The 15,377-nt window shown below is 61.7% G+C and carries 12 protein-coding genes; 3 read left to right on the top strand and 9 right to left on the bottom strand.

Features of this window, described 5'->3' with window-relative positions; all coding sequences use genetic code 11:
• Positions 1–359 precede the first annotated feature (359 nt).
• On the top strand, positions 360–638 hold the full coding sequence (locus tag AX729_RS29620; protein ID WP_061027724.1) for a hypothetical protein: 279 nt from the start codon (positions 360–362) through the stop codon (positions 636–638).
• Positions 639–801: 163 nt separating this feature from the next.
• Here AX729_RS29620 and AX729_RS29615 read toward each other — a convergent pair whose 3' ends face one another.
• Positions 802–1,584, bottom strand: coding sequence for a class I SAM-dependent methyltransferase (locus tag AX729_RS29615; protein ID WP_061027723.1), 783 nt, complete (start codon positions 1,582–1,584; stop codon positions 802–804).
• 110 nt (positions 1,585–1,694) lie between these two features.
• On the opposite strand from AX729_RS29615, the gene AX729_RS29610 reads away from it, so the two are divergent.
• The gene (locus AX729_RS29610) at positions 1,695–1,961 is read left to right on the top strand and encodes a DUF2312 domain-containing protein (protein ID WP_061027722.1); all 267 of its coding nucleotides are present in this window, start codon (positions 1,695–1,697) and stop codon (positions 1,959–1,961) included.
• Between the two features lie 337 nt (positions 1,962–2,298).
• Here the strand turns inward: AX729_RS29610 and AX729_RS29605 are convergent, their stop codons facing one another.
• From AX729_RS29605 to AX729_RS29585, 5 genes are all read right to left on the bottom strand, one after another.
• On the bottom strand, positions 2,299–2,811 hold the full coding sequence (locus AX729_RS29605) for a ParB N-terminal domain-containing protein (protein WP_061027721.1): 513 nt from the start codon (positions 2,809–2,811) through the stop codon (positions 2,299–2,301).
• A gap of 285 nt (positions 2,812–3,096) precedes the next feature.
• Complete coding sequence (locus AX729_RS40120) at positions 3,097–4,293, bottom strand: hypothetical protein (RefSeq protein ID WP_156457282.1); 1,197 nt, start codon at positions 4,291–4,293, stop codon at positions 3,097–3,099.
• A gap of 87 nt (positions 4,294–4,380) precedes the next feature.
• Positions 4,381–4,626 (bottom strand): hypothetical protein, encoded by a 246-nt coding sequence (locus AX729_RS29595; protein ID WP_061027719.1) that lies wholly within the window; start codon positions 4,624–4,626, stop codon positions 4,381–4,383.
• A gap of 100 nt (positions 4,627–4,726) precedes the next feature.
• Positions 4,727–6,487 (bottom strand): AIPR family protein, encoded by a 1,761-nt coding sequence (locus tag AX729_RS29590; protein ID WP_061027718.1) that lies wholly within the window; start codon positions 6,485–6,487, stop codon positions 4,727–4,729.
• Positions 6,488–6,635: 148 nt separating this feature from the next.
• The gene (locus AX729_RS29585; protein WP_061027717.1) at positions 6,636–10,406 is read right to left on the bottom strand and encodes a vitamin B12-dependent ribonucleotide reductase; all 3,771 of its coding nucleotides are present in this window, start codon (positions 10,404–10,406) and stop codon (positions 6,636–6,638) included.
• Between the two features lie 762 nt (positions 10,407–11,168).
• Between AX729_RS29585 and AX729_RS29580 the strand changes: the two genes are divergently transcribed.
• Complete coding sequence (locus tag AX729_RS29580) at positions 11,169–12,065, top strand: DMT family transporter (protein WP_061027716.1); 897 nt, start codon at positions 11,169–11,171, stop codon at positions 12,063–12,065.
• Here AX729_RS29580 and AX729_RS29575 read toward each other — a convergent pair.
• The 3 genes from AX729_RS29575 to AX729_RS29565 form a co-directional block, all read right to left on the bottom strand.
• Positions 12,062–14,317, bottom strand: coding sequence for a CHASE3 domain-containing protein (locus tag AX729_RS29575; protein WP_061027715.1), 2,256 nt, complete (start codon positions 14,315–14,317; stop codon positions 12,062–12,064). The two genes, AX729_RS29580 and AX729_RS29575, sit on opposite strands and share 4 nt — an antisense overlap.
• Entirely contained in the window at positions 14,314–14,730 is a 417-nt protein-coding gene (locus AX729_RS29570) for a response regulator (RefSeq protein ID WP_061027714.1), read from the bottom strand. The genes AX729_RS29575 and AX729_RS29570 overlap by 4 nt, the downstream gene beginning before the upstream one ends.
• 245 nt (positions 14,731–14,975) lie before the next feature.
• Positions 14,976–15,377: BA14K family protein (locus tag AX729_RS29565; protein WP_197433708.1), on the bottom strand; the 402-nt coding region annotated here is incomplete at its 5' end.

The raw sequence follows: 15,377 nt of genomic DNA, 5'->3' as shown, positions 1-15,377 counted from the left end.
AGCGCCTCGTCCTTCGAGACGACCGCTTTCAGCGGTCTCCTCAGGATGAGGCTCATCAGCATCTACAGGAGGCTCATCAGCATCTGATGAGGCTCATCAGCATCGGTGCCCGCTGACACTTCTGCCGCGCGCTCGCTCCTCATCCTGAGGGCCCGCCGAAGGCGGGCGTCTCGAAGGATGGCCGCAGGGAAAAGTTGTCATGTGTCATAGCCTGCTCCGGCCGAGACAGCCTGGATTGCTTCGCTTCGCTCGCAATGACGGAGGGGGGCCGGCATCGGTGATTCCTGCAAGATCCTCGCGCAAATTCGCTTGCCTTGCCGTGCGTCCTTTTGCACTCTGGCGGCAAGGAGACCAATGCAATGAAGAAAATGACCATCGCCTACGCGCTCGGAACGGCCCTGGTGCTGAGCGGCCTTGCAACATCGGCCGCCGAAGCAAAGCCGCGGAAGCAAGTGGTTCGGGCACCGCAGGAGAGGTTGATCGTCACGGCGCCCGTGCTGCGGCCGACGCCGTGGGATTACAACATCGTTCCGCGCTATCGCTATCGCCCCGAGGACGACAAGGTCGATCCCTACGGTCCGCCGCTGGTGCCGTCCTATGTTCGTTACGAGGGATGGCGGTGGCCGTATTGGTGGTAGAGCCGGCCGCTCGCGTGGTCTCGTAGCCCGGATGAGCGAAGCGATATCCGGGGTGAATCGGCAAAGAAGTCCCGGATGTCGCTTCGCTCATCCGGGCTACGGCTAACCGCCATCCGCCGCAAGCCGCTGGAGCTGCCGCTTCTTCGTGTTGACATGGCCGGCTTCAGCCCGGCTTGCGTCCGCTGATCGCGTGCGCGCGGGCGTTGCAGGTGATGCGGCCGTCCGCATCAGTGGGCAGACGCGCCCTCACGTCCTGCATGAGCGCGGTGACATCGGCCGCCGGCATCGCCGCGACCACCGGCGCGATAGAGGGGGACTTCGTCTCCACGGTCCAGAACTCGTCGAAATCGCGGAACGTCCGTTGCACGGTGATCTCGCGGGTCTCGGTTTGCTGCAGCCCGGCCGCACGCCAGAGGTCCTGAAGCGCCGCAAGGGTGGACACCTCCATATGCGGCGGACGCGTCGGCGACAGATCCATCGCGTGCATCCCGTCGACGATCGGATCGAGCGGAAACCCGCCGCCCAGCATGTCCCACATGTAGGTCGCAACCAGGCCGCCGGGACGAACGACCCGCGCCAGTTCCGCGACACCCTTCGATGGGTCCGGCACGAAGACGAGAACCAGGGCCATCACCGCGGCATCGAAGCTTGCCGCCTCGAAAGGAAGTGCCATGGCGTCGCCCGTTTGAAACACCGCGCCGCGCGCACCGGGGCGCGTGCGGGCAAAGGCGAGCTGTCCCTCCGAGGGATCGATGCCCTGGACGTCGCTGGGCGCGCAGCGTGCCAGGATGAGCTCGGTGAAGGCGCCGCTGCCGCAGCCGACATCGATCCAGCGCAAGCCTTTCGCCGGCTTCAGCCAGTCGAGAAAGACCTCGCCGACCGAACGGCTCCACACTCCCATGAGCTTCTCGTAGGCGGCACCGTCATCGAAGCGAAGCTCGGGCATGGAACGGCTCCCTCGGAGTTTCCACAAGGCGCAATGCGCGGACGGCGAGGTTAACACATTGGTCATTTTTCTGCGGTCATTTTCACGACCTCAGTCAGCAAAGAGGCACCATGTCCGACATCACCATTCCCGGCGGCAAGATCCGTTCCTTCGTCGAGCGGATCGAGAACCTCGACAGCGAGATGCAGGAGTTGAGCGAGCAGAAGAAGGAAGTCTTCGCGGAAGCCAAGGGCGAGGGTTTCGACGTCAAGATCCTCAGGGAGATCATCAAGCTGCGCAAGGAAGACAAGAACGAGCGCGACGAGCGCGAAAGCCTGCTCGACCTCTACATGCGCGCGATGGAGACGGCCTCGCCGGAGCAGGCAAAGGCGGCGTGAGGCGATCGGGTTGATCGGTGAGGAGAGGTAGCCGCGATCGAAAGGATTGCGGCCGTCATGTGGTGGCATCCACGAGAAGGTGGAGCGCAGCGGAGCTCTCCGTCATTCCGGGGCGCGCGAAGCGCGAGCCCGGAAGCCATTGCGCCACTCGTCGTGCCGCCCGATGGATTCCGGGCTCGCGCCCAAGCGGGCGCGCCCCGGAATGACGGCGCAAAGGGTGTCTTCGTCGGAACCACAGCGCGTAGGATGGGTTGAGCGAAGCGAAACCCATCACCAGCCGTCGCGGAATGATGGGTTTCGCAAGGGCTCTACCCATCCTACGAAGCGATCTCGGCCCTCAATAGCGGCTGCCGCTGCCCTTCTGCTGGGTGATCCAGTCCGACAATGATTTCGGTTTCGCTTTCACCATCCGGACGGGTGATGCCTTCGGATTGTCGCGCAGGCCTTTCGCCGAACCGGCGCGCGGCGCTTGCGTTGCGTTGCCTCTCGAGGCCGCCGCCGACGCCTCCGCGGCTTCCTTTTCCAGGCGCAATTGTTTCAACCGCGCCATCTTGATGCGCTCTGCCTCCACTTCGGGGCGTTCGGACAACAGCGGCTTGTGTTGAGCAAGCTCGGCCGGGACCAGGACGCCGAGAATGGTCGTCTCGCCGAGCGCCTTGCAGGCCTCTAACCGATGCAGTCCCTCGACCAGAACGAGGCGGTCTCCGTCGCGCTGAACGGAGATCGGGGCCTGCTGTCCGATGTCCAGAATGCTTTCCGCGATCTCTGCGACGGTCTCGGGCTTGATCGCTTTCTTCTGCTTCGTGGGAACGAAGATGGTCTCGATCGGGAAGCTCTCCGGTTTTGGCATAATTCGACTCCGCGCCTACCGGGCCCGTCGGAATTGATGCCGGTGGGGTTGGGAGTTTAGAAGGGAAGGCCTCGACCGCAAAGGCATTTTCGGGGGCGGGGGCTTGATGAGGGTGGGAGCCGGAACCAGTCTGCGACTACGGCTGTGTATTCACCAAACGGGAGCCGAAGCCATAGATCGGCAGGAGCGAGTGAATCTATTGTACTGGCACCGCAATTCCGGCTGTCACTGAAACTATCGTGTCTCAGTTCGGGAGGAGTCCAGAACCGGCGCGGTAATTCGAGGCTAGACCAATAGCGACAGCAATTCCCGTCGCTTTCCCACAATTCTCGAGCGAACAGGAGCATGCCCCTTGAGAATTGCTGCAAATGAAGAATCGCAACGGAATATATCGAAGTAAGGTGCGTATATCGAATGCATGAAATCTCCATAGTCACTCAATTTCGCAGCGGCCGGAACAAGGTTTCCTGCGACAGCTCGACTGCGCGTCGAATGAAGCCGAACGCGAACCGACTCGATCAATGCGTGAATGAAAATTGCAGTCGAGGGAGAAGCATCTTTCATTCTGACGATGTCATCGATCGCCATCGTGGTTAGGTCTTTCTCGGACAGCGCCCCGATGACCTTCTGCCAAAACGAAGAGTTTGTTATCCGTGACATAATCGAATTGAGATCAATAGTCAGATTATTTTTATCGGCGAAGGCGAAAATGGGAGCCATTTCAGTCATCCCACTCTCAATAAGCTTGCTCCACTTAACGCCCTGATCCCTGAGGAAGTCGTATAGTGTTTCCCGGTGACCAAGTTCATCTATGAGATGTTTAAATAGGATGAGTGGATCTCTGGCGAGCTTCAGTGAGTTTGACCGAAAATCTTCGTCACTCACATTGCCGAGGTACCATTCAAGAACTAGCTCTGGATTTAGCACTGGAATCGGAACGCCGGTTGAAGGCGTCTTTTGAAGGCCATCCTTGATAATTGAGCGTATGAACGGATGAGAGCTCCTCTTCGTCGGATTTAGCCTCGATAACTGACGGCGTCGTTCCTGCCGACTCAGAGGTTGAAGTGCGCGCTCTACTATATCACGAATCTCGTTTCGTCTATCGTCAAGGTTGTCTGGAGGAGATGCGCCAAACCACTCGCCTGGGCCCGAGACAATTTGGCTGAGGGAGCATACCGGATCGTCTTGGCCGGTAATAACTCTATCTAGCTCAAGTTTGCAAACGTCCGTTGGAAAACGAAGAAGATTGTCGCCCGCAAGTTCACTCATGAGGGCCGCTCGCCGTACAGCAGATTCCTTGTATGTCTCTGAGGCGTGGACAGCCTCAGACAGATGTATAGGTGAGATGTAGAAGACTGCTCGGCCATTTGCACGAGCAGATCTCAATGCATCCAGTACGCGTTTGTCGCTTTCATCTAAGCTGGCCTCGGGCTTAGATAAGTCGGAAAAGTCGTTGCTATCCAAATAGACGGTCTTTTGCATTCAGTAGCTCGTAGGATGGGTTGAGCCCTTGCGATACCCATCATCGTCTTGGTTGCGGTTGATGGGTTTCGCTCCGCTATACCCAGCCTACGAGTTGCCTTTCAGCGCGGCACGCAATGCGTTCTTTAGGCCCTCGCCGACATTGCTGGCAAGGAACTCCTCCGGCGGAATTTTTTTAACTCCAGAGCTTCCTTTGCCCTTTCCGAACGGATCAACGTAGGACCATTCATGCTCGACATATTTCGACTCACCGTCGTCGACAAAGTACCACCAATCTTCGTTTTGATTGAGGCCGCCTTTGATCCGCTCTCCAAGTTTGACCCTCTCTGCCATACAGTTTCTCCAAATTTTTCGATCAATGACCAATCCAGTTTCCAATCAGCAGCGTGCTCCATCGCATTGCAGCGCTCGTAAACCTTGCTTACTCGGTGCTTCAATCGGCAGACCATCGGTATTCGAAATCATCCGGGTTCAATTGCGTGGCTGCGTTAAGCTTCCGCTTGATGTCCGGTCCACCGGGCATCATTTGCAGCATGTTTGAGTAATTTCGGATTGCGCCGTTTATCCCGGATAGGCAGGTCTTCGTCTTGATCCAATTCTGCGGGCTAAACACTCTGTTGGCAGGCTGCGTTTCGTTTGCTGCAGCTTCAAGTGCCATATTGAGGCTGATGCCAGCTATCTTTACGATTTCTTCGACCATTCCGGTAGCTGACGCAACAGCGTACGCACGGCTCGGAATCGGCACGCGCTCGGACTGGTTGTTTAGTATCGAGAAGCACATGCCGACCGCATACAGATGATGGTAGGGAGCATAGGCTTTCATGGCCAAAAGCGTTTCGTTCAGGCTAAGCGGGTTTGAGCTGACCCAGGTGCTTAGAATTGCTCTCATCCAGGTATTTAGAGCAGATACGTTCTCTGGCGGATAATCTTTGTTCTTGAAAAGTGTTTCAAAGTACTTGTCGAATATCTTTGTCTCTCCGTATGAAAGGTTGGGACGTTGCGAATGCCAGGCAATGAGGTTCTTAGCGAATCCTGAAAGCTCGACGATTTGAGTCTCATCTTTCTCTGGCGGTGCGGTCTCTCCGCGCTTGCAAAGGAAATATCCACTCGGATACTTCAACTCGTAGGCCTTCTTGATCGCTAAGACACGCTTGTCATTGCTGCGTAGGTCTCGAGCCTTCACCGCACTTTGCGAGTTGGTGTAGATGGAAATTTTATCGGCGCGGTCACGCTGAGGAATTTCATAGAAGCGAAACAGAATGAATGCGTCATCGTGCTTTTTTACCGTCTCGCTGCAGGAGAGGATGGTATTAAGTGATTGGCAGCCATTGACAACACTGAGTCCCGTCAATTTCAACGTGTCGTTCTCAAGGCGCATTTGATTGCAAAGTGCAGTGACCCCGTTGTGAAAGAAGAAAAAGTCCCTGCGTTTGTCGCCGAGGATAGTTGCACGAATGCCTTTGTTAACGCTGTTGCTTATGCCCAAGCTTTGTCTAACGTTCTTCTGAAAGAGCGATCCGTCCTTTATACCGGGCAGCTTTGTGCACTCTTTGAGCGGTAGTGCTGCAATCAAGACGGGTGTGCCAGCGATCTCGTGGTACATATACCTGCTGCCGGCAAGCTGTAGTGTATAGTTGATAGTTGGATTGTCTGTCTCAACGGCAAATTCGTATCTGCGGCGCAGCTCCTCGTTGTCGATCACGTGGATCGTTGCGTCGATGTCATCTCTTTCGCCAATCTTTGCCAGTTCTTGCTGGAAGAGCTCCAGATCAGAAGCTGCAGCCTTTGTCATTTCACCGGTAGTAATGAGTTCAAACGAGATCTCGTAATCATCGTCCATCGCCGTGGCGAGTTCCGATAGCTTGCGTTGCAGTTTTGGGTTCGCTGCATTTTGTAAACGCGCCAGATCTTTCACTTGTAGCCAGGCGGAGAGAACCTCGCGCAGTGGCTCTGCGTCGACGACGCCGCTTTGGACGAATTTCCCCTGCACGATATGGATTAAGGCCTTGTCGTCATCGACTACGATTGCATCGATTTGCTTATCGTTCCCGCCATCAGTGATGTCGTCCCTCGTCTCATTCATGTCTCGAAAAAGAATGTTTCGAAGATACCACGCGACAAACCGTTGGCCGTCGTTGCTGAATCGGGTTTGAAAATAGTCGGACGAAATCTGTTTGCTTATCAGGTCGTACATTTGGCTCCCCAAGCCCTCAAATACATTACAGATATTCGCGCAAAGCGCGCAGAGGCGCAAGTGGACAACTAACGAAAGGGCGGCCTCTCGGCCGCCCTTGCATTTGCCCAGTGTGCAAGCCCGGGCAGGATATTGATCGCGTTACCCCTCACGAACACCCAGTCGTGCTGCCACAAGTATCGCACTTCATGCAGGTGCCATTCCGCACCAGCGTGAAGTTGCCGCACTCCGAGCACATCTCGCCCTCATAGCCCTTGGCCTTGGCTTCGGCGCGGCGCTCGGCCTTGCTGGGGGCTGCGGTTGCGGCGCTGCCGGCCTTGCTCCATTGCAGGGCTTCGAGCTTCTCCGTGGGGGAGAGGTCGTGCTGGACTTCCTGCTTCAGGGCGACGGCGCCTTCGAGGGCGTCACTGAGGCGGGCGGTCGCGCCGTGCGAGGCCATCGCCGTGACCTTGCTGCCGCCTGAGGGCGCGCTGTCGTTGCCCTGGCTGACCGCGGTCGAGCCGCCGCGCATCACGACCAGGTTGTCGGTGCGGGAGCGGGTGAGGCCGCGCGAGACCAGGCGGGTGGCGTGGTGGCCGCCGTCCTCGTCCGGCTCCTTGCCTTCCTCGACGCCCTTGCCGAGCGCGTCGAAGCCGGTCTCGTTGGGATCGACATGGGCGAGGTCGAAGCGCGACATGTAGCTCACCGCGAGCTCGCGGAAGACGTAGTCGAGGATCGAGGTCGCGTACTTGATGCTGTCGTTGCCCTGCACGGGGCCCGCCGGCTCGAAGCGGGTGAAGGTGAAGGCGTCGACATATTCGTCGAGCGGCACACCGTATTGCAGGCCGAGCGACACCGCGATGGCGAAGTTGTTGATGAAGGAGCGGAGCGCCGCGCCTTCCTTGTGCATGTCGATGAAGATCTCGCCGAGACGGCCGTCGTCATACTCGCCGGTTCGGAGATAGACCTTGTGGCCGCCGACGACCGCCTTCTGGGTGTAGCCCTTGCGGCGATCCGGCATCTTCTCGCGCTCGCGCATCACGATGATGCGCTCGACCAGCTTCTCGACGATCTTCTCCGAGACCTGGGCGGTGCGCGCCGCCATCGGCTTCTCGTAGAGGGTCTCGACCGCATCGTCCTCGTCCTCATCGTCGCTGATGAGCTGCGAGTTGAGCGGCTGGGAGAGTTTTGAGCCGTCGCGATAGAGCGCGTTGGCCTTCAATGCCAGCTTCCACGACAGCATGTAGGCCGACTTGCAGTCCTCCACCGTGGCGTCGTTCGGCATGTTGATGGTCTTGGAGATCGCACCCGAGATGAAGGGCTGCGCCGCCGCCATCATGCGGATGTGGCTCTCGACCGACAGGTAGCGCTTGCCGATCTTGCCGCAGGGATTGGCGCAGTCGAACACCGGATAGTGCTCGGCCTTGAGGTGCGGGGCACCTTCCACCGTCATCGCGCCGCAGATGTGGACGTTGGCCGCCTCGATCTCGCGCTTGGTGAAGCCGATGGCCTGGAGCAGGTCGAAGCCGGGGGCCGCGATCGCCTCGGCGCCGATGCCGAGCTGGTCGCGGATGAAGTCCTCGCCGAAAGTCCACTTGTTGAAGGCGAACTTGATGTCGAAGGCGGTCGGCAGGGCCTTCTCGACCTTGGCGATGGCCTCATCGGTGAAGCCCTTCGCCTTCAGGGTCGAGGCGTTGATGGCAGGCGCGTTGGAGAGCGAGCCATGGCCGACGGCGTAGGCTTCGATCTCCGCGATCTCAGCTTCGCGATAGCCGAGCGCGCGCAGCGCCGCGGGGACCGCGCGGTTGATGATCTTGAAGTAGCCGCCGCCGGCGAGCTTCTTGAACTTCACCAGGGCGAAGTCGGGCTCGATGCCGGTGGTGTCGCAATCCATGACGAGGCCGATCGTGCCGGTCGGCGCGATGACGGTGGTCTGGGCGTTGCGATAGCCGTGCTTCTCGCCGAGCTCGAGCGCCGCATCCCAGGCCGCCTGGGCATGGCTGACGAGGTCGGGCTGCGGGCAGGAGACGAGGTCGAGCGGCACCGGGTTGACGCTGAGCGCCTCGTAGCCGTTGGACTGGCCGTGGGCGGCGCGGCGGTGGTTGCGGATGACGCGCAGCATGTGCGCGGCGTTCTTCTTGTAGCCGGGGAAGGTGCCGAGCTCGGAGGCGATCTCCGCCGAGGTCTTGTAGGTGATGCCGGTCATGACCGCGGTGAGGGCGCCGCAGAGCGCGCGGCCTTCCTTGCTGTCATAGGGCAGGCCCATGGTCATCAAGAGGCCGCCGATATTGGCGTAGCCGAGGCCGAGCGTGCGGAACTCGTAGGAGAGCTCGGCGATCGCCTTGGACGGGAACTGCGCCATCATCACGGAGATTTCGAGCACGAGCGTCCACAAGCGGCAGAGATGCTCATAGCCGTCGACGTCGAAGCGCTTGGTCTCCGTGTTGTAGAGCGTCAGCAAATTGGCCGAGGCGAGGTTGCAGGCCGTGTCGTCCAGGAACATGTATTCCGAGCACGGATTGGAGGCGCGGATGTCGCCGGACGCCTTGCAGGTGTGCCAGTCGTTCATCGTGGTGTTGAAGTGCAGGCCGGGGTCGGCCGAGGCCCAGGCGGCGTAGCCGATCTTTTCCCAGAGGTCGCGCGCCTTCAGCGTCTTCGTCACCTTCTTCGAGGTGCGGGCGGTGAGATTCCAGTCGCCGTCGGTCTCGACCGCGCGCAGGAAATCGTCCCGCAGCGAGACCGAGTTGTTGGAGTTCTGGCCGGAGACGGTGAGGTAGGCTTCGCTATCCCAGTCGGTGTCGTAGGTGTCGAACTGGATGTCCTTGTAGCCCTGCTTGGCGAACTGGATGACGCGCTTGATGTAATTGTCGGGCACGAGGCTGCGGCGCGCGAGCTTGATCTCGCGGCGCAGCGCCGGGTTCTTCTCGGGGTCGAAGCAATCGTCGCCCGAGCCTTCGCAGTTCACGCAGGCCTTCAGCACCGCCTTGAGGTGCTTCTGGTTGATCTTGGATCCCGTGACGAGGGCGGCGACCTTCTGCTCCTCCTTCACCTTCCAGTCGATATAGGTCTCGATGTCGGGGTGATCGACGTCGACCACGACCATCTTGGCCGCGCGGCGCGTGGTGCCGCCGCTCTTGATGGCGCCCGCGGCGCGGTCGCCGATCTTGAGGAAGCTCATCAGGCCGCTCGAGCGGCCGCCGCCGGAGAGCTTCTCGCCTTCGCCGCGCAGGCGCGAGAAGTTGGAGCCGGTGCCGGAGCCGTATTTGAACAGGCGGGCCTCGCGGACCCAGAGGTCCATGATGCCGCCCTCGTTGACGAGGTCGTCGCCGACGCCCTGGATGAAGCAGGCGTGCGGCTGCGGATGCTCATAGGCCGACTTGGACTTGGTCAGCTTGCCGGTGAAGGGATCGACGTAATAGTGGCCCTGGCCGGGACCGTCGATGCCATAGGCCCAGTGCAGGCCGGTGTTGAACCATTGCGGCGAGTTCGGCGCGACCATCTGCATGGCGAGCATGTAGCGGAGTTCGTCGTAGAAGGACTGGGCGTCCTCGTCGGTCGTGAAATACTTGCCCTTCCAGCCCCAATAGGTCCAGCAGCCGGCGAGGCGGTCGAACACCTGCTTGGCCGAGAGCTCGCTGACATAGCGCTCCTTCTCGGGCAGCGCGGCGAGGGCATCGGTGTCGGGCACGGAGCGCCACAGGAAGGAGGGGACGGATTCCTCCTCGACCTTCTTCAGGCGCGCGGCAACGCCGGCCTTGCGGAAATATTTCTGGGCCAGCACGTCGGAGGCGACCTGCGACCATTCGGTCGGGACCTCGACATTGTCCAGCTTGAACACGACCGAGCCGTCGGGATTGCGAATCTCCGACGTGGTCAGCCGGAATTCGATTCCGGCATAAGGTGACTGTCCCGCAGTGGTGTGGCGCCGCTCAATCCGCATGTCTTGCCCCGTCCTTATTTTGACCGGTCCCGCCCCCCGCTGAAGGGCGTGCCGGGTCGTCATTTCGTTTCGCGAGTCCTTTCGGCCTTTCGGCCTCGGGGTCGCAGTTCAGCCGGTGGATCCGGCCCTTGTTCTCCCGGCGCGATGTCGATGCGTGCATCGATCGTCGGCCGGCATGTCCTGCTGCATCCGCCCCCAAGGGGATGGGCCCGACATGCGTTCAACGCCCCACTGTCACAACGTCTACCGATGCCATCCGAGCCTGTTGCCGGCCCGTTCTGGCGCCCGAAAAGTCCGCTATCCGAGGGCAGACACGCCCTCATCCGCTGCCTTTGACTGGCTGGGCGGAGTGCCGATTTGCGAGACCCTTTGGGGGAGTGCCGGCGGGACGCAAACTCACTCGCGCCGAACGGTCCGAAAGCTAGGACTCTCCGTTGCGCCCGTCAAGAACTAGTGCGAGTTCCTGAATCAAATACTAAATATGGTGGATTGTGGGGGATAACAGGGGTCTTCGCCGCGCCTGTTGTGGAGCCAAGTATCAGTGAGTCCTCAGGGATTCCCAACCGAAAAAATTCGCATCCGGTGTTGATGCGGAGGCTTCATCCCGCTGTTCACAGGGCAGGTATATTTTTCCGGAGCGGGATTGCGCCAGCGGGACTCACGTAGCCCTACGGTAGGTGGGGGCAGGCATGCCCGCCGGGACGGTGGTTCGGCCTGCGAATCCGGGCCAAGCTGACCGCTAGATTTTGCCGGACTGCCCACATGCATGATTCGACCCGCCGGGATGCGCGAGCGCGCATCGCCCCGGCCGGCCTGATGTTCCTCGCGATCACCTCGATCGGCTGGGGCTTCAACTGGCCGGTGACGAAATTCCTGCTCGCCGAGCTGCCGCCGCTGACCCTGCGCGGGGTGACCGGCGTGCTCGGGGCGGTGCTGCTGGCGCTGCTCGCGGTCATGCGCCGGCAAAGCCTGCGCGTGGAGGGCCCGATCTGGCCGCGCCTGCTGATCGCCGCCCTGCTCAACGTCACCGGCTGGATGGTGCTGATGGGGCTGGCGCTGCTCTGGCTGCCGGCGAGCGAGGCGGCGCTGATCGCCTACACCATGCCGGTGTGGGCCTCGATCATCGCCTGGCCGGTGCTGGGCGAGCGGCCGACCGTGCTGCGGACGCTGGGGCTGGTGATGGCCTTCGCGGGGCTCGGCTCGATCATGGGCGGCAACGGCATTGCCGCCAGCGCGGAGAAAGCGCCTGGAATCATCATGGTGCTCGTCGGCGCGTTCGGTTTCGCCCTCGGCACGGTGCTCTCGAAGAAGTACCCGATCCAGCTGCCGCCGCTCACGGCTGCGGCCTGGCAGATCGGGATCGGCTGCCTGCCGATCTCGATCGTCGGTCTCCTCATCGAGACCACAGATCTATCGAAGGTGACGCCGCTCGGCTGGTGGCTCCTGGTCTATTCGGTCGTCGGGCAGTTCTGCATCGCCTATGTCAGCTGGTTCGCAGCGCTGGCGCGCCTGCCGGCCTCGGTCGCCGCGATCGGCACCATGGCGGTGCCGGTCATCGGTGTCGTGGCCTCGGCGGTCGCACTGGGTGAGCCGCTCGGGGCAGCGCAGATCGCCGGGCTGATCTTCACGCTGGCCGCAGTGGCGCTGGCGACGCGCTAGCTCGCCACCGCGCCGCCGCCCAGCGCCTTGCGGATCATCTCGGCGAGCTGGTTTCTCCGATACGGCTTCGTCAGCAGCAGCACGCCTCCATCGAGCTTGCCGTGATGGACGATGGCGTTGTCGGTGTAGCCGGAGGTGTAGAGCACTTTCAGGCCCGGCCGGAGCCTGGCGACCTCCTCGGCGAGGTCGCGGCCGCTCATGCCGCCGGGGATGACGACATCGGTGAAGAGCAGATCGAACTTCTGGCCGGCCTCGATCAAGTCCAGCGCAGTTCTGCCGTCCGGCGCGGCCACCGTCTTGTAGCCGAGACTCTGGAGCTGGGTCGTGACGAAGCTGCGCACCAGGGGGTCGTCCTCGACCACGAAGATGGTCTCGGCGCCGCCCTTGGCCTGCGGTGCGACGGCCGCGTCCGCGTCCGACATGCCTTCGCCCGGCGGCAAATAGAGCTTGATCGTGGTGCCGTAGCCTTCCTCGCTGTAGATCTTGATGTGGCCGCCGGATTGCTTGACGAAGCCGTAGACCATGGAGAGGCCGAGGCCGCTGCCCTTGCCGACCTCCTTGGTGGTGAAGAAGGGCTCGAACGCCTTCTGCTGGACGTCGGGGGGCATGCCGGTGCCGGTGTCGCTGACCGCGAGCATGACATAGGGGCCGGGCGTCACGTCGGCATTGGCCTGCGCATAGGCTTCATCGAGCACGACGCGATGGGTCTCCAGCAGCAGCTTGCCGCCGTTCGGCATCGCGTCGCGCGCGTTGATCGCCATGTTGAGGACGGCGTTGGTGAGGCGGGACGGATCGATGTGCGTCGTCATCGGACCCAGTTCCAGCGCGGTCTCGATCTGGATCTGCTCGCCGAGGGTGGGGCGCAGGAGCTTCGCGATGTCCGATATCGCGGCGTTGATGTCGACGTTGCGCGGCTCGAGCGGCTGTCGGCGGGCGAACGCCAGCAGATGCTGGATCAGCTCGGCGCAGCGCTCGGCGGCGTCGTCGATCAGCCGCGCCGTGCGCTGGAGCTCGGGCTGGCCCTTCAGGCTCTCCACCAGCGTCTCGGTGTTGCCGGAGATCACGGTCAGCATGTTGTTGAAGTCGTGCGCGACGCCGCCGGTCAGCTTGCCGATCGCATCCAGCTTCTGCGACTGATAGAGCTGCCGCTCCGTCTCGCGCGAGGCGGTGGCATCGTGATAGACCAGAACCGCGCCCGAGATATTGCCTTGCCCGTCCCGCATCGGCCGGCCGCTGATCATGAGATGGCGGGGAGGATTGCCGCTGTGCGGGCGGACGATCATCTCCAGCTCCTCGAACTGCTCGCCGCGCAGCACGCGCGTCGACGGCAGCTCGTCGGCCTCGAGAGGCGTAACGCCGTCGCCGCGAAACACATCGGACAGCGCAAGCAGATCGCCCAAGTTCATGCCGACGCGATGCAGCAGCATGCGCTCGGCGGCCGGATTGGACAGGAGGACATTGCCTTCGTCGTCGATGACCAGCACCGCCTCCGCCATGCTGTGAAACGTGCTTTGCAGCACGTTGACCGACAGGCGCAGCTCGTCATGGGCGGTGACGAGGTGCTCGGTCCGCTCCGCCACCGCCGCCTCGAGCGCCGCCTTGGCCGCTTGTGTTTGCTCCAGCGAGTTCTGGAGCTCACCCGTGGCGCGCCGGCTTTCGCGCATCACCAGCGCGACCAGGAGCAGGATCAGCACGGCGCCGGCGACGTCGATACCGAGCAGCACGATGCCGGTGCGGCGCGAATCCTGGGATCGCTCGGCGAGGAGGCGCTCTTCCTCGGCGCTGAGACGGTCGAGATTGCGCATCACCGTGTCCATGAGGCCGCGGCCCTCGGCCTTGCCGTTGAGCGCGGCAATGCCGGCTTCGTCGTTCTCGGCGCGCAGGCGCATCGCGGTGGCGGCAATCTCGATCCGGCGCAGCGCCAGCGGTTCGGTGCCTTCCAGCAAAGCGACGTGATCGGGATTGTCGCGCACGTCGCGCTTGAGGTCGGCGAGGGCCGGCGCGATCCTGGCCTGCACCGCCTGGAATTCATCGCTGAAGCCCGGGGTACGATAGAGTTCAAAGCCGCGCGCGGCGCTCTCGGCACGGCGCAGCAGCACGCGCAGATCGGAGATCTTCTTCTGCACCTTGACCGTATGATTGACCCATACCGCATCGGATCGCGACTTGACGTCGAGGGCGATCGAAGCCGTGGTGATGATCAGGAGGATGGCAAGTCCGGCACCGAGAATGACGCGCTGCGTTGGAATCAAGGGGCTTCTTTCTTGTCCTTCGGAGGTGCGCCCGCGCTCGCGAGACATTCGCGGATCGCGGTCAGCAGCGCTTCCGGCGTGAACGGCTTGCGCAGGCAGCGCGTTGCGCCGAGTTCCAGCGCCATCCGAAGGAAGTCGGGAGAGGGCGGGGCGGATGAGGCGAAGGCGTAGCCGGACATCGCGATCAGCGGGATCGTCGGCGCGCGCTCGTGAAAGACGCGGATGGATTCGAAGCCGCGCATATGAGGCATGAAGATGTCGACCAGCATCACGTCAAAGGCCTGCGATTCCAGCGCAACCAGTCCTGCTTCGCCGCCGTCGGCCAACGTGACGTCGAAGCCTTGACGTTGGAGGAGGATCTCGATCGTCGCGCCGACCATCGGATCGTCATCAACCACGAGAATACGCGGCATGACACTTCCCAGCAAATCGAAGTCCCCACTGTGATTGGTGATATCCGCGAATCGTGCGCCGGGTCAATTTTGGATTGGATATCGGTAGATATGCACGGTGCGGTGAATAAGCGTCCGTAACGTGTCCTCGACTGCAGCGAGCCTCGCAGTTGCGCGCTCAACGCGGATGAACTGATGAGAGCGCACCAACCGCAAAAGGCGCCGCATCGCTGCGGCGCCTTTACCGTCAAGCGTTGTCGATCCGCTTATGGGCAGGGATGGCGCCGGCCGTCATAACCGAGGTAGGTGCCTGAAGCCGGGTCATACGACTTGAAGCGCTGCGCACAATAGGCCGCGTCGTCGCCGCCGCCGGGCACAACTGCCACCGTCGGCTCGTCATAGTAGCCGTAGTAGTAGGGATCGTCGTAATAGCTGCTGCCGTAATAGGCGTAGGAGCCGCCGTGACCTTGCCAGGAACCGGCACCGGCTATTGGGCGGTTGACGCCGCCAGAGAACGACGGGGAAGTGCCGACGCCCGGCCGCATCGCCGGGCCAGCCGCGAAATTGCCGCCCCCACGCTGAATGGCCGGGCCGCCGCCGATGCCTGCGCCGCCGCCCATGCGTGCGCCGCCGCCAAAGCTACCGCCGCCCATGGCTGGGCCACCGCC

The sequence above is a fragment of the Bradyrhizobium sp. CCH5-F6 genome (genome assembly GCF_001556045.1).
In the GTDB taxonomy this organism is placed as follows: Bacteria; Pseudomonadota; Alphaproteobacteria; order Rhizobiales; family Xanthobacteraceae; genus Bradyrhizobium.
This window is presented reverse-complemented; position numbering and strand designations above follow the sequence as displayed.